Source organism: Massilia sp. S19_KUP03_FR1, assembly GCF_036688685.1.
Taxonomy (GTDB): domain Bacteria; phylum Pseudomonadota; class Gammaproteobacteria; order Burkholderiales; family Burkholderiaceae_D; genus JALYUM01.
On the sequence record NZ_JAQQPS010000009.1, the window covers coordinates 191,797 to 210,609 of the forward strand.

Sequence of the window (18,813 nt, forward strand, 5' to 3'; positions counted from 1 at the left end):
GTGCTTCCTACAGAACGCTGGCCCGCATGTCGGCGGCCACGACCCGGTTGCGGCCGGCTTCCTTGGCCTCGTACATGGCGCGGTCGGCGGCCACGAAAAATGCTTCGACTTCGTCGCGCTGGGTGGGGACCATGGTGGCCACGCCGACGCTGATGGTCAGCCAGTTCGAGGTGCTCGAGCGCGGGTTGGGCAGTGCCAGCGATTCGACGTGGGCGCGGATCGACTCAGCCAGCTTGAGCGCGGTCTCGGCGCCCGTTTCGGCAAACAGCAGCACGAATTCTTCGCCGCCATAGCGCGCCGCGATGTCGGTCGGGCGCAGCGCGTGCGATTCCAGTGCGGCGGCGACCTTGCGCAGGCAGGCGTCGCCGGCGGCGTGGCCCAGCTTGTCGTTATAGAGCTTGAAATGGTCGACGTCGATGACCACCAGCGAGAGCGGCTCGCCGGAGCGGATCGCGCGCAGCCATTCCTTTTCAAAAAAACTGTCGAAATGGCGGCGGTTGGCGATTTTCGTCAGCGGGTCGAGCAGGGCGGCGCGCTGCAGGGCGGTCTCGGACTGCTTGTGGTGCGTGATGTCGTGCAACAGGCCAATGAAGAGCGGCTCGCCGGCGTACATGGGCGTGAGCGTCAGGTCCATCGCGCGGGCGCTGCCGTCGCGGCGGCGGATTTGCACTTCGCGCGCGCCGCGCGGGTGCACCGTTTCCGGGTCGGCGCTCCAGGCGGCGAAATAGGCCAGGTATTCCTGGGTGACGCCGGGACTGAGCAACTGGCCGAGGGTCGCGCCGTCCAGTTCGCTGTGCTCGTAGCCGAGGTGGCGCTCGCAGGCCGGGTTGCTGTACTGGACGCGCCCGTTGGCTTCGATGATCATCAGGCCTTCGTCCATGCCGTGGACAATCAGGCGCAGGCGCTCGGCTTGCTGCTGCTGGCTGTCGGCGTCCGAGCGCATCAGCAATTGCGAGCGCACGCGCGCGCACACTTCGCCCAGTTTAAAGGGCTTGTTGATGTAATCGGCCGCGCCGGCGTCGAAACCGGCGACGACGTCGTCGGTATCGGTACGCGCACTCATGAAAATAACCGGGATGCGCGCCGTGGCCGGGTGGGCTTTCAGACGGCGGCAGGTTTCGATGCCGTCGACGCCTGGCATGACCACGTCGAGCAGGATCAGGTCGGGCTTGATGCGCTGGGCGATGTCGATCGCGCGTTCGCCCGAGGTGGCGAGGAAGGTCCGGTAGCCCTGCTGCAGCATGGTGGTGCGCAACACGCCCAGGTGGCTGGCTTCGTCATCGACGAGAAGCACGGCATGCTGGCGCGATGCGTTAATGACGGCTGCAGGCAAGAGGGGGATGGACATCCAGGGGCGCTCGGCTGATCGGGTTTGTTCTCAATCATACAAGCCCCCTGAACATAAAGGTAATAATTGTTTCTTTTTGTCTACATATTTTCGTTGCAGCGTTACAACTTTTAGTTAAATAAAGTTGAATCCGTTTTATTTCAATGGATATTTTTGCAACGATGTTGTTGATTGATCACTCAGTCAGGTTGGCCGTGATCAGTTTGCCCAAAATCGCAATGCCTTCACGGATACGTTCAGGTGGAACGGTGACGAACGACAGGCGCAGGGTATTTGTTTCGGGAGCGTTGGCGTAGAACGGCGCGCCGGGCACGAACGCCACCTTGGCCGCCAGTGCCTGGTCGAGCAGCTTCATCGCATCGATGCTTTGCGGCAAGGTGACCCAGATGAACATGCCGCCTTCGGGGCGGGTCCAGTGGACGCTGGTCGGGAAGAATTCGTCCAGCGCGTCGAGCATGGCCTGGCACTGCTGGCTGTAGAGCGTGCGGATGGTCGGAATGTGCTCGTCGAGGAAGCCGTCCTTGATGACGTCGTAGACCACCATCTGGGTCAGTTGCGCGGTGTGCAGGTCGGCGGCCTGCTTGGCCAGTTCCAGGCGGCGCACCAGCGGCAGCGGGGCGCAGACATAGCCCAGGCGGATGCCGGGCGTCAGCACTTTCGAGAACGAGCCCATGTAGATGACGCCGTCCGGGTTCATCGACAGCATTTTCGGGAACGGCGCGCCTTTGTAGCTGAGGGCGCCGTACGGATCGTCCTCGATCAGCGGCAGGCCCAGGCGGGCGCAGGTCTCCACCAGCTCGATACGGCGCGCGACGGACAGGCTGCGACCGGTCGGGTTCTGGAAATTCGGCAGCGCGTACAGCAGGCGCGCGCCTTCGGCCACGGCGTCGATCGAGGCCGGTACCAGGCCGTGGTCGTCGGTCTCGACCGAGGCAAATTCGGGGCGGTAGACGGAAAACGCTTGCAGGGCGCCCAGGTAGCTTGGCGTTTCCACCAGCACGCGCGAACCTTCGTCGATTAATACTTTACCCAACAGATCGAGCGCCTGCTGCGAGCCCGAGGTCATCAGGATCTGTTCTGGCGCGATGCGGGCGCCTTCGTTGGACAGGGAATGGGCAATCCACTCGCGCAGCGGCGCGTAGCCATCGGTCGGGCCATACTGCAGCGCGACTTTGCCGTTCTCCGACAACACTTTGTCGAACGAGGCTTTCATGCGTTCGACCGGGAAGGTCAGCGGCGAAGGCAGACCGCCGGCAAACGAAATGATGTCGGGGCGCTGGGTGATTTTCAGGATTTCGCGGATGAACGAGCTTTGCAGCTGGCTGGCGCGTTCCGAAAATTGCCACTGGATCGGGTTGGGATTGTCGATTTTCATATGTGTCTCATCAAGAAGGGCCGCATCGGTAGGCGGTCTGTGCAGGCCAGCCGGGTAGGCCAGCCGAAAGGGCGGACCGTGCCGGGTGGGCGCGAGCCGCGAAAAGGGGGCGTTGCGGCGTGCTTACGCCACTTCGACAATCATTTCGATCTCGACGCAGGCGCCGAGGGGAATCTGGGCCACGCCGAAGGCCGAGCGGGCGTGCTTGCCGGCGGCGCCGAAGACTTCGCCGAGCAGTTCGGAGGCGCCGTTGGTGACCAGGTGCTGCTCGGTGAAGTCCGGCGTGGAATTGACCAGGCTCATCACCTTGACGATGCGCGTCACGCGCGCGAGGTCGCCGCCGACGGCTTGCTGCAGCGTCCCCATCAGGTCGATTGCAATGGCGCGCGCGGCGGCCTTGCCTTCGTCCGTCGTCTTGTTCTTGCCCAGCTGGCCCACGTTCACGGAACCATCGGCATTTTTCGCGATGTGGCCGGACAGAAAAATCAGATTGCCGGTCTGGACATACATGACATATGCAGCAGCGGGCGTGGCCGGCGCGGCCAGGGTGATGTTCAGGGCTTGGAGTTTTTCGGTGACGGACATGGGATTCCCGGGGCAGGTTCAGTAAAGTCGCCATTGTACGACTTGCCCGCCGCGCTGCCCACCGCTGCCTGCCCCCAGAACCAACTGTAGGGTCAGAGTCGAATTGTTTGGCAATTTGCGAAGTTGCTCATTAATTCGACACTGACCCTAATTGTTGAGCAATAACTTATTTGCAATGTTGCAAAAGAATTAGGGTCAGAGTCGAATTGTTTGGTAATGTTTCCAATTAATTTGACTCTGACCCTAATTAAGGGTGTCGAGGTCGAAGCGCAGGTCGACGCGGTCGCGGCCGGAACGGTAGCCACCGGGCCAGCGGGCAATTTCGATGAAGCCGCAGCGTTCGAAGAAGCCGGCGGTGTGGGGGTGGGTGTCGACGGTGACGTAACGCGGGCGGTGCTTGCTCTTGGTCATGTGGCGCAGGCGGTGGTTCAGCAACGCGCGGCCGAGGCCGGCGCCGTGGCGGTCGGCGCGTACCAGGCCGAACACCAGCGTGGCCAGGTGGTAGAACGGCGAGATTTCGTAGCCGCCGAATGCGATCACTTGCTGCTGTTTGCCCTTGCCTTCGACCATCACGAACAGCGGCCCGTCGGGATCGTCCAGGCAGGCGCGCAACCAGCTCTCTTCCGAGGCCGGGAAATGGTCCGGGACGTTGGTGCGGAAGGCGGCCAGAACCTGTTTGCGGTCGGCGGGGCGGTAGCGGCGGATGCGGGTTTTCATGGGTCACATTCTAGAGGAGCGCCGGCGTTTCCACGGAGATTCATCTGCCGCCCTTGAAATCGTTGGTCATCCCCCAATATTGCTTCAATCAATACAACCTGACCCCTTAGAGGAAAACAACATGGCCGTCGCCGAAAAAGAGACCCTTGGATTTCAAGCAGAAGTCAAACAGCTCCTGCAATTGATGATCCACTCGCTGTACTCGAACAAGGAAATTTTCCTGCGCGAGCTGATTTCGAACGCATCGGACGCCGCCGATAAACTGCGCTTCGAAGCCATCAACAATGATGCGCTGTACGGCAATGACCATGAATTGAAGATCAAGGTCAGCTTCGACAAGGAAGCGCGCACCATCACCATCTCCGATAACGGCATCGGCATGAGCCGCGATGAAGTCATCTCGCACCTCGGCACCATCGCCAAATCGGGCACCAAGGAATTCTTCGGCAAATTGTCGGGCGATCAGCAGGCCGATGCCGCGCTGATCGGCCAGTTCGGCGTCGGTTTCTATTCCGGCTTCATCGTGGCCGACAAAATCATCGTGAATACCCGCCGCGCCGGTGAATTCGCGTCGGAAGGCGTGCGCTGGGAATCGAACGGCGAAGGCGACTACAGCGTCGAATCGATCGAAAAAGCCAATCGCGGCACCGACGTGGTCCTGCACCTGCGCGACGGTGAGGACGAATTCCTGTCGGCCTGGAAGATCAAATCGACCATCCAGAAGTATTCCGACCATATCTCCCTGCCAATCATGATGCGCAAGGAAGAATGGAACGAAGAACAGCAAAAGACCATCGTCACCGACGAATTCGAAACCGTCAATCAGGCATCGGCACTGTGGGCGCGCAACCGCGCCGACGTGACAAAGGAGCAGTACGACGAGTTCTATAAACACGTGTCGCACGATTTCCAGGCGCCCCTGGCCTACACCCATAACCGCGTCGAAGGCCGCAGCGAATACACCCAGCTGCTGTACGTGCCGAGCCACGCGCCGTTCGACCTGTGGGACCGCAACAAGCGCGGCGGCATCAAGCTGTACGTGAAACGCGTGTTCATCATGGACGACGCCGAACAATTGATGCCGGCTTATCTGCGCTTCATCAAAGGGGTGATCGATTCGGCCGACCTGCCGCTGAACGTCTCGCGCGAAATCCTGCAGGAGTCGCGCGACGTCAAAGTGATTCGCGAAGGCTCGACCAAGCGCGTGCTGGGCATGCTGGAAGAAATGGCGAATTCCGATGAGCAGGAAGGCAAGGATAAATATGTCACCTTCTGGAAGGAATTCGGCCAGGTATTGAAAGAAGGCGTCGGCGAAGATGCCGCCAACAAGGAACGCATTGCCAAGCTGCTGCGTTTTGCCTCCACCGCCAACGACAATGCCGAGCAAATCACGGCCATCGCCGACTATATCGGCCGCATGAAAGAAGGCCAGGACAAGATTTATTACGTCACCGGTGAAAATTATGTGGCGGCGAAAAACAGCCCGCACCTGGAAATCTTCCGCAAGAAGGGCGTCGAAGTGCTGTTGCTGACCGACCGCGTCGATGAGTGGATGCTGTCGTTCCTGAACGAATTCGATGGCAAGGAACTGGTTTCGGTGGCCAAGGGCGGCCTCGACCTGGGCGGCCTGGAAGACGAAGCCGAGAAAAAGGAACATGCCGAGACCGAAACCTCGTACAAGGAACTGGTCGACCACATGAAAGCGGCATTGGGCGACAAGGCCAAGGACGTGCGCGTCACGTTCCGCCTGACCGATTCGCCAGCCTGCCTGGTGGCCGATGAAAATGAACTGTCGGGCAACCTGCTGCGCATGCTCAAGCAGGCCGGCCAGGATGCGCCGGAATCGAAGCCGATTCTGGAAATCAATCCGAACCACCCGCTGGTGACGCGCCTGAAGTATGAAGACGCGAGCGGCGCCGCATTCGGCGACTGGGCCAACATCCTGTTTGACCAGGCCTTGCTGGCCGAAGGCGGCAGCCTGAGCGATCCGGCCACGTTCGTGCGCCGCATGAACGAGATGTTGCTGGCCAATTCGGCCAAGTAAAGCAATTCAGTTCTGCTAAAAAAAGGCCGCAGCGATGCGGCCTTTTCAATTGGGCGGCCGCTCAGCCCCGCCGCACGGCCATCTTCCGGCCCATTGCCACCAGCACGATCACCGCGAGCACGCACCCCCACTGCGCCAGCGCCAGCGGCTCCCCCAGCAGCAGGGCCGCCCCGGCCAAGCTCAGGAACGGTTGCAAGAGCTGGGTCTGGCCTACGCGCGCCACGCCGCCCAGCGCCATGCCGCGATACCAGAAAAAGAACCCGATGAACATCGAAAACACGGACACGTAGGCGAATCCCAGCCACGCCACCGCCCCGGCCGCTGGCAGGGCGGCGTGGCCGGAACATGCCAGCACGAGCAGCAGCGCCAGCGCGAAAGGGGCTGCCAGGAGCAGCGCCCAGCTGATCACTTGCTGGCCCCCCAGCGCTTGCGCGAGCCGCCCGCCTTGCGCATACCCGAGCCCGCCCAGCAGGATGGCCAGCAGCATCAGCGCGTCGGCCCCGTGCAGGCTGCCGCCGCCCTCGCGCAGGGCGAAACCGACCGTCACCGCTGCGCCGGCCAGGGCAATCAGCCAGAACCCGCCGGACGGCCGCTCGCGCCCCAGCAGCGCGGCCCAGATTGCCGTCGTCAAAGGCAACACGCCAACCAGGACCGCACCATGGGATGCCGGCAGGGTACCCATGGCAATCGAGGTGAGCCAGGGAAAGCCCAGCACGCAGCCCAGCGCCACCGCTGCCAGTGGCAGCGCTGCGGTACGTGGCGGCAGCGGCGCCCTGCGCCACCAGAGCCAGGCGCCCGCCAGGACCGCCGCCACCAGCGCGCGCCCCAGGGCCACGAAGGCCGGATCGAGTTCGCGCACGGCCAGCCGTGTACACGGCAATGTGAGACTGAAAATCAGCACCCCCGTCAGACCCAGCAGCATGCCACGGGTTTCGTCGGGCAGTCCTGCGGCGGAGATTGTCATTGCTGGGGATTGATGTGGCATCTTGGCTTTCAGAAAAGTGATTGCGTGAGGTAAGTCGCAGGGCTATGCTAAGCGACAATCCAAGTACAGTTGCAATACACTTTTCCACTTAATCCATAACCTGTGATGGTGATATGACCAGTACACCGCCCTTGGGCACCTTGCTGCGCGGCGCCGGCGAATCGCTGATCGACCAGGTCGTCCGCCTGGTTGCGGCCCGCATCGACGATAAATTGCTGCGCAGCGGCGCGCGGATGCCATCGATCCGCCAGTTCGCCGCCAGCCACGGCGTATCGGCCTTCACGGTGGTGGCCAGCTACGACAAATTGGTCGCCAGTGGCTACCTGACGTCGCGCCGCGGTGCCGGGTTTTTCGTGCGCGAACGGTCACCGCGCAACACCGGCACGGGGTCGGCAGCAGCAGCCGACGGCGCCGCAAGCGCGGCCGCCGCGCCGGCCATCGACGTCGTCTGGCTGATCCGCAATACCTTCCGGCAAATGCCCTCGGCCAACATGCCCGGCGCCGGCGTGCTGCCGGCCGAGTGGATGGATGGCGACATGCTGGCGCAGGCGCTGCGCGCGCTGAGTCGGCAAAGCAGCAAGCTCCTGATCAACTACGGCGCCGCACAAGGTTTTTTGCCCTTACGCCAGCAATTGCAGAGAAAATTGGCCGAACTGGATATTGGCGCAGCGCCCGAGCAATTCGTCACCACCGTCGGCGTCACGCAAGCGCTGAACCTGGTCGCGCGCGAATTCACCCGGCCCGGCGACACGGTCTTTGTCGATGACCCGGCCTGGTATCTGATGTTCGGTTCGTTCACGGAGATGGGCTTGAACGTGGTCGGCATCCCACGTCTGGCCGACGGACCTGATCTGGCCTACCTGGCGGCGATGGCTGCGCAGCACCGCCCCAAGCTGTACGTGATCAACTCGGTGCTGCATAACCCGACTTCCGGGTCGCTGTCGGCAGCCAAGGCGTTCCAGGTGCTGCGCCTGGCCGAAGGATACGGGTTCACGATCGTCGAGGATGACATCTACAGCGACCTTCATCCGGGTGGCGCAATGCAGTCGCCGACGCGCCTGGCAGCGCTGGACCAGTTGCAGCGGGTAATTTATTTGGGCGGCTTTTCGAAAACCCTGGCGGCCAATCTGCGCCTCGGTTTCATCGCAACCTCGCCCGAATGGGCGCTGCGACTGGCCGACCGCAAGATGCTGGCCACGCTCAGCACCAGCGATATCGGCGAGCGCGTGGTGTATAAAATCCTGTCGGAGGGCTTGTACCGGAAGCACCTCGAGCGCATGCGCGGCCGCCTCGACGCCGTGCGCGCCAAGGCGCTGCGGCAGATGGAACGCTGTGGTCTGCGGCTCGACAGTACGCCGGCAGCCGGCATTTTCGTCTGGGCCGACACCGGTCGCGACACCGTCGTTCTGGCAGAGCGGGCCATGGCCGATGGCCTGTTGCTGGCCCCAGGCTGCCTGTTTTCGCCGCGCCAGTTGCCGTCCACGCGCACGCGCCTCAATCTTGCATGCTTCGACGAACCGGCCGTGGTGCGCTTTTTCGACCGGGAGCTGGGCGGGTCCTGAAACGTCGCGCCTTCTTACCCGGCGCGCGCCAGCTTTCCAGTAAACGTTGCCAGCAGCGCCACGCCCTCGGGCCACGGCCCGTAGCCCGCATCGCCATTGATGTGCCCGGCATCCCCAATTTCGACCAGTTCGCTTCCCCACGCGCGCGCCCATGCGCGCGTGCGCGTGATGTCGGCGTATTCGTCATTGGTACTGGCCACGAGCAGCGAGGGGAAGGGCAGCGCCACCATCGGCACTGGTGCGAAGCCGTTGGCGTCGATCGGGTAGGAAGCGGCTTCGACATCGCTCGGCGCCACCAGCATTGCCCCGGCCACCTGCAGCGCCGACCCGGACAATGCCCACTGCGCCACCAGCATGCAACCGAGGCTATGCGCCAGCAGGATGGGCGGGCCGTCGCAGGCAGCGATGGCGGCATCGAGTTCGGCCACCCATTCATCGCGCTGGGGTGCCGCGAAATCACGGTGGGCAACTTTGTTCCAGTCAGGGTGGTCCGTCATCCAGTGGGTCTGCCAGTGTTGCGGCCCCGAATCCCACAAGCCGGAGACGACCAGTACATTGTTTTTCATGTGCCCTCGCAAAAGTGTCGAATGAGCCATATTGCACGACTCCCCGCGCAGGCGGGGATCCATCGCGCGTGAACAGTGCGCCGGCTTCAAAATTTTTTAAAAAAACTTCAAAAAGACCCTAAAGTTCCTGCGCGCGGTGCCGTTACAGGTATTGAGATACGGGGAAGAGCGTGTAAAGCGTCGTAAATTTGCGAAAAATATTTCTCAAAAGCGCTAAAGTTTCCCTAAAGCTTGACGTTAATTGAAATAAGTTCCCGGTGCGCTGGTCGTGATTTACCCCCGGCAACACGAAAATCTCCTGCTGTTTCCGCCTCGTTTTCATAGGGGCGCGCCCCTGATGCAACCCTGCATGTCAGACAAACCCCTATGGGGCTATCCGTCGTTTGCTGACGTAAAATACAGAGCATTGCCACTTCCGCTGAAGTTTCCGCACAGTCACAATCTGTCTCACTGGCAATACAAACAGCGCCAGGATCAACAGAATGACTGGGAGATGGAAATGACTGCAAACGACATGATGGCTGAGATCCGCGACGCTAACCTGAGCTACCTGATGTTGGCCCAGCAGATGATCCGTGCCGACAAGGTGACTGCAATCTTCCGTCTCGGCATTTCGGCAGACATCGCCGAACTGATCGAAGGCATGAGCAACTCGCAAATCCTGAAACTCGCCGGCGGCAACATGATGCTGGCCCGCTTCCGCTTCGACGACACCGCGATCCTGTCGATGCTGACGAACTACAACAAGGACCGCTCCCTGGCCCAGTCGCACGCCGCCATCCTGATGGCTGGCCAGCCGGTCGAAGAAATCGCCTGACAGCGTCAAGCCGGTTTCGATCAGTTATTCGTCAAGTCATACAGGAGCAGCGAACATGAGCAAAAAAAGCGTGGTATCGGAAGCCCAGGAAATCCAGCTGGCCATCGAACTGATCCAACTCGGCGCCCGCCTGCAATTGCTTGAGACCGAAGTCTCGCTGTCGCGCGAACGCCTGCTCAAGCTGTATAAAGAACTGCGCGGCATGTCGCCGCCAAAAGGCATGCTGCCTTTCTCGACCGACTGGTTCCTCACCTGGCAGCCGAACATCCACGCTTCGCTGTTCATCAATATCCACAAATTTCTGGTCCAGTACGCAGGCGCCAGCGGCATCGAAGCCGTCATGAAGGCCTATAAACTGTACCTCGAGCAAATGCCGCCGGAACCGGGCGAAGAGCCGCTACTGTCGCTGACGCGCGCCTGGACCCTGGTCCGTTTCTTCCAGAGCGACATGCTGAGCCTGGCCTGCTGCGACAAGTGCAAGGGCAAATATGTGGTCGACACACTCGATCTGAACAACGGTTACGTCTGCGGTCTGTGCCACATGCCTTCGCGCGCCGGCAAGACCCGCAAATCGAAAGAAGCTGCCACGGCAGCGGCAGCGGCAGCGGCAGCGGCGGCGCTCGCACTGGCGTGAGCGCGTCGAGAACTGGTCAGGCGAAGGGCGGGATGTGAATCCCGCCTTTTTGCGTATATGGCGTGCTCCCGCCGTGCAGGCGTTCCTGCTCCAATGCGCCGCTTTCGTGCCGACGCTGATCAGCGTCTGGCTGCTGGCCCGTGCCGGCTTCCACCCTTCCTATGCCAGCGCCGCCGTTATCCAGGGGCTGTTGGCCGCGCTGGTGACCCGCTGGCGCGGCCTGGCCGCCTGGTGGCTGCCGATCCAGTGCCTGTTTCCGCTGGCGCTGCTCGGCGCGCATGCGCTGGCGCTTCCTTCCTGGCTGTTCCTGACCATCTTCATGGTTCTGCTGGCCGTGTTCTGGTCCACCTTCCGCACCCAGGTGCCGTACTGGGCCTCCGGCGCGCGCGTCTGGCGCGCCGTCGCTGAGTTGTTGCCCGCCGGTCGCCCGCTGAAGGTGATCGATATCGGCAGCGGACTGGGTGGCTTTACGCTTGACCTGGCGCGGCGGCGCCCCGATGCGACCCTGACCGGCGTGGAACTGGCGCCGCTGCCGTGGTTCGTCAGCTGGTTGCGCGCAGCATTGACTGCAAGTCGCGCCCGCTTCGTCCGCGGCGACTACGAAAGCTTCGATTTTGCCGATTTCGATGTGGTTTTTTGTTATCTTTCACCGGCGGCAATGCCCGCGCTGTATGCCAAGTGCCTTGCAGAGATGAAAACGGGCAGCAAACTGATGAGTTATGAATTCGTTATTGCCGAGCGCACGCCAGACCTTGTCATTCCTATTACACACAATGGTGCCAGTCTCTACGTTTGGGACTTTTAGGAGACACATGGGGGAGTTTTTCTTGCCTCAGGGCTATTCTCACGCTAATCTAGTTCCCTACGTAAATATTTACTGAGTTCAACTTGTTGAGCTTGGCGGGTTGCCAAGGCGCCCGTGTCCATGGGAGTGTCGTTTGCTAGTTATAATTGGTTACATTATCGTTTGCGGCTCCGTATTTGGCGGGTTTGCCATGGCGGGCGGCCACCTCGCGGCACTGTTTCAGCCACTTGAGCTGCTGATGATCGGTGGCGGGGCGCTTGGTGCGTTTTTTGTCGGCAATAACGGCAAATCCATCAAGGCCACCATGAAAGCGATGCCGACCCTGCTCCAGGGTTCGCGCTACAACCGCGAGCTGTACATGGAAATGATGTCGCTGCTGTTCGACGTGCTGTCGAAAGTGCGCAAAGAGGGCTTGATGTCGATCGAAGGCGACATCGAAACGCCGGAAGCCAGTCCCGTGTTCTCGAAGTATCCAGGGGTTCTGTCCGATCACCACATCGTCGAATTCATGACCGATTATTTGCGTTTGATGGTTTCCGGCAACATGGACGCCTTTCAGATCGAAAACCTGATGGACAATGAAATCGAAACCCACCACCATGAGGGTGCGGTCCCGGCGCATTGCATCGCCAAGCTGGGTGACGGTTTGCCGGCCTTCGGTATCGTGGCGGCGGTGATGGGCGTGGTGCACACCATGGAATCGGTCGGTATTCCGCCGTCCGAACTGGGTATGCTGATTGCGCACGCGCTGGTCGGTACCTTCCTTGGTATTTTGCTGGCATACGGTTTCGTCGGTCCCCTGTCGTCGCTGCTGGAACAGAAGCTGGAAGAGTCGACCAAGATGTACCAGTGCGTCAAGGTGACGCTGCTGGCCAGCCTGAACGGCTACGCGCCCGCACTGGCGGTCGAATTTGGCCGCAAGGTACTGTATTCGACCGAACGCCCGACCTTCGCCGAACTGGAAGATCACATCAAGAAAGCCAAGAGCAAATAAGCCGTGATGACCTTGACCCTCCATATGATCGTCGTCGCCGGGAGCCGCCATGTCCGATGAAGGCTTGCGCCCGATTATCGTCAAGCGCATCAAGAAAACCGCCGGCGGTCACCACGGCGGGGCCTGGAAGATTGCGTATGCCGACTTCGTGACCGCGATGATGGCCTTCTTTCTCTTGATGTGGTTGCTCGGATCGACGGCCAAGGGCGACATGAACGGGATTTCCGAGTTCTTCAAAACGCCCTTGAAAGTGGCGATGGCGGGCGGGTCCGGCAGCGGCGACAGCACCTCGATCCTGAAGGGCGGCGGCAAGGATATCACCGCGCGCGATGGCCAGACCAAGAAGGGCGATATCGATACACCGAAGAAAAAAACTGCGGATCTGAAGGCGGCCAGGGCGGCCCTGCAGAAGGAAGAAGCGGAGCGCCTGAAAGCGCTGAAATCGCGCATCGAAGCGACCATCGAAGCCAATCCGCTGCTCAAGAAATACAAGAATCAACTCTTGCTCGACATCACCAGCGAAGGCTTGCGGATCCAGATCGTCGACGAAAAGAACCGCCCGATGTTTGAACTGGCCAAGGCCCAATTGCAACCGTACACCAAAGAAATTTTGCATGTGCTGGGCATCGTGTTGAACGAAGTGCCGAACCGGATCGGCCTGTCCGGCCACACCGATTCGACGCCGTACTCGAGCGATGCCGGCTACAGCAACTGGGAATTGTCGAGCGACCGCGCGAATGCGTCGCGGCGCGAGATGATTGTCGGCGGCATGAGTGACGGCAAGATCCTGCGCGTTGTCGGTCTCGGCTCCGCAGCCAACCTGGACAAGGCCGACCCGTTCAACCCGATCAACCGGCGCATCAGCATTGTGGTGATGAACAAGAGAACGGAAGAAGCAGTGATCCGCGACGGCTCCACCATCGACGTCGCCACCGACAGATCGTCCGATGATGACGCCGATGCGCCTGCCAGTACAAAAAACGCCGCCGCGACCGTCGCGCCGGATGTGGCCAAAGTGGTGGCGGCAGTTGCCGCCGTCAAATAACAGTCGGTTGAGCGGACTGGAGAGAAGAATGACCAGAAAAAAAATACTCGGTTCCCACGTCAAGCGCCTGCTATCGGGCGTGTCCGCCCATGGCGGGCGTCACTTGACAGAAGTGGAAACCGACTTGATGCAGACCGAACGCCTGCTGGAGGAAGCGGTCGAACGCCTGACGTCCAGTTTCATGGCGATTCACCACACGGTCGGTGCGCGCCAGAGCAGCATCGACCGGCTGCTGGCCGGCGGCACCGTCAGCGACGAGGACAGCGCGCGCCTGCAAGGCATGTCGGGTGAAATCGGCGCACACGTGAACTCGGCCATCACCAGCATGCAATTCCAGGACATGACGAGCCAGTTGATCGACCGCACGCTGAAACGCGTAACAGGTTTACGCGACTTCCTCGGCACGCTCAGTGCGCATGGCGACGATCTGATGCCGGATACCGGCAACGATGAGATCGTCGACCGCCTCGGCAAGGTCAGCATGGCGCTGGCGATCCAGTCCTTAGAGTTGCGCAGCGTGTTGCGCAAGTCGGTCAACCAACAACACCTGGACAGTGGCGACATCGAGCTGTTCTGAGCCGCTAACTATCCACACCAAGAATAATCAACAGGAGCATCACCACCATGGCAAAAACAATTCTCGCAGTCGACGATTCCAGTTCCCTGCGCCAGATGGTCGCCTTCAGCCTGAAGGCGGCGGGCTACAACGTGATCGAAGCGGTCGATGGCCAGGACGGCCTGGACAAGGCGCGTCAGCAGGCGGTCGACCTGGTGCTGACCGACCAGAACATGCCACGCATGGACGGTCTGTCGCTGATCAAGCTCCTGCGCGAGCTGCCCGACTACGCCAAGACCCCGATCCTGATGCTGACGACCGAATCGTCGGACGAAATGAAGCAGAAGGGCCGTGCGGCCGGCGCCAACGGCTGGCTGGTCAAGCCGTTCGACCCGCAGCGTTTGATCGAAGTGGTCAAAAAAGTCATCGGCTAATCCGGTGCGCCTGCCCATGAGCTTGCCACGCAATCCCGGATTGACGCCATGACGATCGACATCAGCCAGTTTTTTCAGGTCTTCTTCGATGAAGCCGAGGAGCTGCTCGCCGAAAAAGAGCGGCTGCTGCTGGGCGTCGACGTGGCCAATCCCGATCCCGAAGATCTGAACGCCATCTTCCGTACCGCCCATTCGATCAAGGGCGGCGCGTCGACGTTCGGCCTGACCGATATGACCGAGGTCACCCACATCCTCGAATCCTTGCTCGACCGTATCCGCAAGGGCGAAATGGCCCTGACCGGTGTCCACGTCGACGCGTTCCTGGCCGCCAAAGATATTCTCAAGATGCAACTTGACGGGCACCGCAACGGCGCCGACGTCGACCAGGATGCCGTTGCCGACGTGCGCATGATGCTGCAGGAGCTGTCGCAAGACGTCGTCGCCGCCCCGGTCGCGGTGGCGCCGTCGTTCCTGCAGGTGGTGCAGGCGCCGGCCCTGACGCCCGGTGAGGGCGCGCGCCGTTACCGGATTGAATTGCCGAAAGTGGAAACGCGCGACATCAGCGCACTGGTGGCCGAATTGGGCTTGCTGGGACGCGTGTCGGAAACGCCGCTCGACGGCGGACGCAGCGCGTTGATCGTCACGACCCACGAGTCGCTCGAAGACATCGTCGCGATCTGCTCGTTCGTGCTCGATCCCGACCAGCTGAAAATTTTTGAAGCGCCGGCCCTCACGCCGGAACAGCGCGCCATCGAAGACGCCGAGCGCGCCCGGGTCGAAGCGGATCAGGGCTTCGGCTTTTTCGACTTGACGGACGAGGCCCCGCCAGCGCCCGACTTGCGCACTGAAGACGAGCGCGGTTACGGCTTTTTCCAGCCGATTGAATTGATCCGCGCCGAAGCCGGCATCGTGGCCGAACCGCTGCTCGCGAAAGCGCTCGAACCACGCCCGGCAGCGCTGGAAGTGGCCGAAGTGGTCGAACCGACCGGCGAAAAACGCCGCAAGGAAGACAAGGCGGGCGGCGCGGAAGCCTCGTCGATCCGCGTCTCGGTGGAAAAGGTCGATCAATTGATCAACCTGATCGGCGAGCTGGTCATCACCCAGGCGATGATCGAGCAGCGCAGCGAGCACCTCGACCCGATGAAGGACGAACGCCTGCTGGCGTCAATCGGACAACTCACCCGCAACACGCGCGACCTGCAGGAAGCGGTGATGTCGATCCGCATGATGCCGATGGACTTCGTGTTCTCGCGCTTCCCGCGCATGGTGCGCGACCTGGCCGCCAAGCTGGGCAAGAAGGTCGACTTCATCACGAATGGCGCCGCAACCGAACTCGACAAGGGTCTGATCGAACGCATCGTCGACCCGCTGACGCACCTGGTGCGCAACAGCATCGACCACGGTATTGAAATGCCGGCCACGCGCGCCGCTGCCGGCAAGACGGAAAACGGGCGATTGTTCCTGTCGGCAGTCCACCAGGGCGGCCACATCATTATCGAAGTGGCCGACGATGGCGGCGGGCTGAACCGCGAGCGCATCCTTGCCAAGGCGAAACAGAATGGTTTGCCGGTCAGCGACACGATGCCCGACAGCGAGGTCTGGCAACTGATTTTTGCCCCCGGTTTCTCGACCGCGGAAAAGGTCACGGATGTGTCTGGCCGCGGCGTCGGCATGGATGTGGTGAAGCGCAATATCACGGCCATGGGCGGCGTGGTCGACATTCGCTCGGCGGCCGGGTTCGGCACGACGATCTCGATATCGCTGCCGCTGACGCTGGCCATTCTCGACGGCATGTCGATCCGGTGTGGCGAAGAAGTCTATATCCTGCCGCTCGGTTTTGTGATTGAATCGTTGCAACCGAAGCCGGAAGATGTCAAGGACATCGCCGGAACCGGGAGCGTGATCAAGGTGCGTGGCGAATACTTGCCGCTGGTGCCGCTGCACTTGATGTTCGGCATTAACGCCCGCTACACCAATCCGTGCGAGGGCATTTGCGTGATCGTCGAGACGGAAGGACGCAAGGCGGCCCTGTTTGTCGACGAACTTGTAGGCCAGCAACAAGTCGTGGTAAAAAATCTTGAATCGAATTACCGCAAGGTGACCGGCATTTCCGGCGCCACCATTTTGGGCGACGGCGGCGTCTCGCTGATCCTCGATGTCTCGGCCTTGCTGCGCTCGTCGCGTCAGCTGGCCGGCGACGCGACGGTCAACGACCCCGGCGTTTTAACACTGTTACACACAAAGGAATAAAAGATGTCCATCCAGACCAGCAACAAATTGTCCGAAGCCCACGACGGCGCCGGTAGCGAGTTTCTCGCCTTTACCCTTGGCTCCGAAGAGTACGGCATCGACATTTTGAAGGTGCAAGAGATTCGCGGTTACGAAGCGGTCACCCGCATCGCCAACGCGCCAGAATTCATCAAGGGCGTGATCAACCTGCGCGGCATCATCATTCCGGTCATCGACATGCGCATCAAGTTCAAGCTGGGCACGCCGGTGTACGACCAGTTCACGGTGGTGATCATCCTCAATATCGGCGGTCGCATCATGGGGATGGTGGTCGACAGCGTCTCCGACGTGACCACCCTGATGCCGGACCAGATCAAGCCGGCGCCGGAAATGGGCACCGCGTTCAATTCCGACTACATGATTGGCCTCGGCACCATCGACGAACGCATGCTGATTTTGATGGACATCGACAAACTGATGTCTTCTAGCGAAATGGGTTTGATGGACAACATCGCCGCATAAGTCCGGCGTCGTGGTACATGAACAGTTCCGCGCAGCGACAAGCAACGTAAAGGCAAGACACCGTGCTGCAAAATAAACAGGAAACTGTCAAGGAATTCGACTTCACCCGGCGCGACTTCGAGCGCGTGCGGGGGCTGATCTACCAGCGCGCCGGCATTTCGCTGGCCGACAGCAAGCAGGAAATGGTCTACAGCCGCCTGGCGCGGCGCCTGCGCGCGACCGGCATCGTGTCGTTCGTCACTTATCTCGATGCGCTCGAAGCCGGGCGCATGGATGCCGAGTGGGAATCGTTCACGAACGCGCTGACGACCAACCTGACGTCGTTTTTCCGTGAGGCGCATCACTTCCCCTTGCTGGCAGAACATGCATTGCGCGTGCGCCCGCGCGCCGGTGAGCCATTGACAGTGTGGTGCTCTGCCGCCTCCACCGGCGAAGAGCCGTATTCGATCGCCATGACCCTCTGCGAAGCCTTCAACACCTTGACGCCGCCGGTGCAGATTATTGCTACCGACATCGACACGAACGTGCTGGCCACCGGCGCGGACGGTGTCTACGGCATGGACCGCCTCGACAAGATGGACCCGGCCCGGGCCAAAAAATTCTTCCTGCGCGGCAAGGGTGCCCAGGAAGGCTTGGCTCGTATTCGGCCTGAACTACGCCAGCTGATCACCTTCAAGCCCTTGAATTTGCTGGCCGATGGCTGGCCGCTGAAAGGCCCGTTCGACGTGATTTTTTGTCGTAACGTAATGATTTATTTTGATAAAGACACGCAGCGCAAGATTTTGTCGCGCTTTGTGCCGCTGATGAAACCCGACGCCTTGTTATTTGCGGGTCACTCGGAAAATTTCCTGTACGTCTCCGATGCGCTGCGCTTACGTGGTAAAACTGTGTACGAACTCAATAGCCGCGCCGCCTGATCCAGGCATCAACACCCGCCGCGCCGCGAGGCGCTGCGCACCACCGAGCCTCGAACATGGATTCAAACAAGCATTTCGCGACCAACGTTTATTACGACCGCACCTTCGACACCGACGCCGCCAAGATCTTGCCAGGTGAATATTATTTCACTAACAAAGATATGCTGATCGTCACCGTGCTCGGATCGTGCGTGTCGGCTTGCATCCGCGACCGCGTGAGCGGCCTGGGCGGGATGAATCACTTCATGTTGCCCGATGGCGGTGGCAGCGACAGCAACAGCCCGGTGTCGGCGTCGATGCGTTACGGCACCTACGCGATGGAAGTGCTGATCAACGATTTACTGAAAGCCGGCGCCCGCCGCGAAAACCTGGAGGCGAAAGTCTTCGGCGGCGGCGCCGTGCTGCGTGGTTTTTCTGCGATGAATGTGGGCGAACGCAATGCTGCCTTTGTCCTGAATTTCCTGAAAACCGAAAAAATGCGCGTGGTGGCGGAAGATCTGAACGATATCTGGCCGCGCAAGGTGTATTTTTTCCCGCGCACGGGCAAGGTACTGGTCAAAAAACTCACCCAGACCCACAACGACACGCTGGTCCAGCGCGAGCAGGCCTATGCCAAGCAGCTCAAATCGACACCGGTGGGTGGCGAAGTCGACCTGTTTTGACGAACCCAATAAGATA

At 60.8% G+C, this 18,813-nt stretch carries 19 protein-coding genes; 13 read left to right on the top strand and 6 right to left on the bottom strand.

Annotated features, from left to right (window positions below; translation table 11 throughout):
• Positions 1–7: 7 nt before the first annotated feature.
• From V6M87_RS12220 to V6M87_RS12235, 4 genes are all read right to left on the bottom strand, one after another.
• A complete protein-coding gene (locus V6M87_RS12220; protein ID WP_332876903.1) occupies positions 8–1,348 on the bottom strand; it encodes a diguanylate cyclase in 1,341 nt (446 codons plus the stop codon).
• Between the two features lie 175 nt (positions 1,349–1,523).
• A complete protein-coding gene (locus V6M87_RS12225) occupies positions 1,524–2,723 on the bottom strand; it encodes an aminotransferase-like domain-containing protein (protein WP_332876904.1) in 1,200 nt (399 codons plus the stop codon).
• A 123-nt stretch (positions 2,724–2,846) separates the two neighbouring features.
• Positions 2,847–3,308 (bottom strand): RidA family protein, encoded by a 462-nt coding sequence (locus tag V6M87_RS12230; protein ID WP_332876905.1) that lies wholly within the window; start codon positions 3,306–3,308, stop codon positions 2,847–2,849.
• Positions 3,309–3,551: 243 nt separating this feature from the next.
• Positions 3,552–4,025, bottom strand: a complete 474-nt coding sequence (locus V6M87_RS12235; protein WP_332876906.1) for a GNAT family N-acetyltransferase — start codon at positions 4,023–4,025, stop codon at positions 3,552–3,554.
• 121 nt (positions 4,026–4,146) lie between these two features.
• On the opposite strand from V6M87_RS12235, the gene htpG reads away from it, so the two are divergent.
• Positions 4,147–6,069: a molecular chaperone HtpG gene (htpG, locus tag V6M87_RS12240; RefSeq protein ID WP_332876907.1), complete on the top strand. Its 1,923-nt coding sequence runs from the start codon at positions 4,147–4,149 to the stop codon at positions 6,067–6,069.
• 61 nt (positions 6,070–6,130) lie between these two features.
• Here the strand turns inward: htpG and V6M87_RS12245 are convergent, their stop codons facing one another.
• Positions 6,131–7,033, bottom strand: a complete 903-nt coding sequence (locus V6M87_RS12245) for a DMT family transporter (RefSeq protein ID WP_332876908.1) — start codon at positions 7,031–7,033, stop codon at positions 6,131–6,133.
• Positions 7,034–7,167: 134 nt separating this feature from the next.
• Here V6M87_RS12245 and V6M87_RS12250 point away from each other — a divergent pair, with 134 nt between their 5' ends.
• Positions 7,168–8,616 carry an aminotransferase-like domain-containing protein gene (locus tag V6M87_RS12250; RefSeq protein ID WP_332876909.1) on the top strand — a complete coding sequence of 483 codons (1,449 nt, stop codon included), beginning with the start codon at positions 7,168–7,170 and terminating at the stop codon, positions 8,614–8,616.
• A 14-nt stretch (positions 8,617–8,630) separates the two neighbouring features.
• On the opposite strand, the gene V6M87_RS12255 is transcribed toward V6M87_RS12250, so the two are convergent.
• On the bottom strand, positions 8,631–9,182 hold the full coding sequence (locus tag V6M87_RS12255; protein WP_332876910.1) for an RBBP9/YdeN family alpha/beta hydrolase: 552 nt from the start codon (positions 9,180–9,182) through the stop codon (positions 8,631–8,633).
• Between the two features lie 499 nt (positions 9,183–9,681).
• Between V6M87_RS12255 and flhD the strand changes: the two genes are divergently transcribed.
• The 11 genes from flhD (at position 9,682) to cheD (ending at position 18,797) form a co-directional block, all read left to right on the top strand.
• On the top strand, positions 9,682–9,999 hold the full coding sequence (gene flhD, locus V6M87_RS12260) for a flagellar transcriptional regulator FlhD (protein WP_332876911.1): 318 nt from the start codon (positions 9,682–9,684) through the stop codon (positions 9,997–9,999).
• 55 nt (positions 10,000–10,054) lie between these two features.
• Positions 10,055–10,633 carry a flagellar transcriptional regulator FlhC gene (gene flhC / locus V6M87_RS12265; protein WP_332876912.1) on the top strand — a complete coding sequence of 193 codons (579 nt, stop codon included), beginning with the start codon at positions 10,055–10,057 and terminating at the stop codon, positions 10,631–10,633.
• Between the two features lie 106 nt (positions 10,634–10,739).
• The gene (locus V6M87_RS12270) at positions 10,740–11,438 is read left to right on the top strand and encodes a class I SAM-dependent methyltransferase (RefSeq protein ID WP_332876913.1); all 699 of its coding nucleotides are present in this window, start codon (positions 10,740–10,742) and stop codon (positions 11,436–11,438) included.
• 133 nt (positions 11,439–11,571) lie between these two features.
• The gene (gene motA / locus V6M87_RS12275) at positions 11,572–12,432 is read left to right on the top strand and encodes a flagellar motor stator protein MotA (RefSeq protein ID WP_332876914.1); all 861 of its coding nucleotides are present in this window, start codon (positions 11,572–11,574) and stop codon (positions 12,430–12,432) included.
• A 49-nt stretch (positions 12,433–12,481) separates the two neighbouring features.
• Positions 12,482–13,477, top strand: a complete 996-nt coding sequence (motB, locus tag V6M87_RS12280) for a flagellar motor protein MotB (RefSeq protein WP_332876915.1) — start codon at positions 12,482–12,484, stop codon at positions 13,475–13,477.
• Between the two features lie 28 nt (positions 13,478–13,505).
• Complete coding sequence (locus V6M87_RS12285; protein ID WP_332876916.1) at positions 13,506–14,054, top strand: chemotaxis protein; 549 nt, start codon at positions 13,506–13,508, stop codon at positions 14,052–14,054.
• A gap of 47 nt (positions 14,055–14,101) precedes the next feature.
• Entirely contained in the window at positions 14,102–14,467 is a 366-nt protein-coding gene (locus V6M87_RS12290) for a response regulator (RefSeq protein WP_332876917.1), read from the top strand.
• A 48-nt stretch (positions 14,468–14,515) separates the two neighbouring features.
• Entirely contained in the window at positions 14,516–16,717 is a 2,202-nt protein-coding gene (gene cheA / locus V6M87_RS12295) for a chemotaxis protein CheA (RefSeq protein WP_332876918.1), read from the top strand.
• A gap of 3 nt (positions 16,718–16,720) precedes the next feature.
• Positions 16,721–17,218, top strand: coding sequence for a chemotaxis protein CheW (locus tag V6M87_RS12300; RefSeq protein ID WP_332876919.1), 498 nt, complete (start codon positions 16,721–16,723; stop codon positions 17,216–17,218).
• 62 nt (positions 17,219–17,280) lie between these two features.
• A complete protein-coding gene (locus tag V6M87_RS12305; protein WP_332876920.1) occupies positions 17,281–18,135 on the top strand; it encodes a CheR family methyltransferase in 855 nt (284 codons plus the stop codon).
• A gap of 56 nt (positions 18,136–18,191) precedes the next feature.
• Positions 18,192–18,797: a chemoreceptor glutamine deamidase CheD gene (cheD, locus tag V6M87_RS12310; RefSeq protein ID WP_332876921.1), complete on the top strand. Its 606-nt coding sequence runs from the start codon at positions 18,192–18,194 to the stop codon at positions 18,795–18,797.
• Positions 18,798–18,813: the final 16 nt, after the last annotated feature.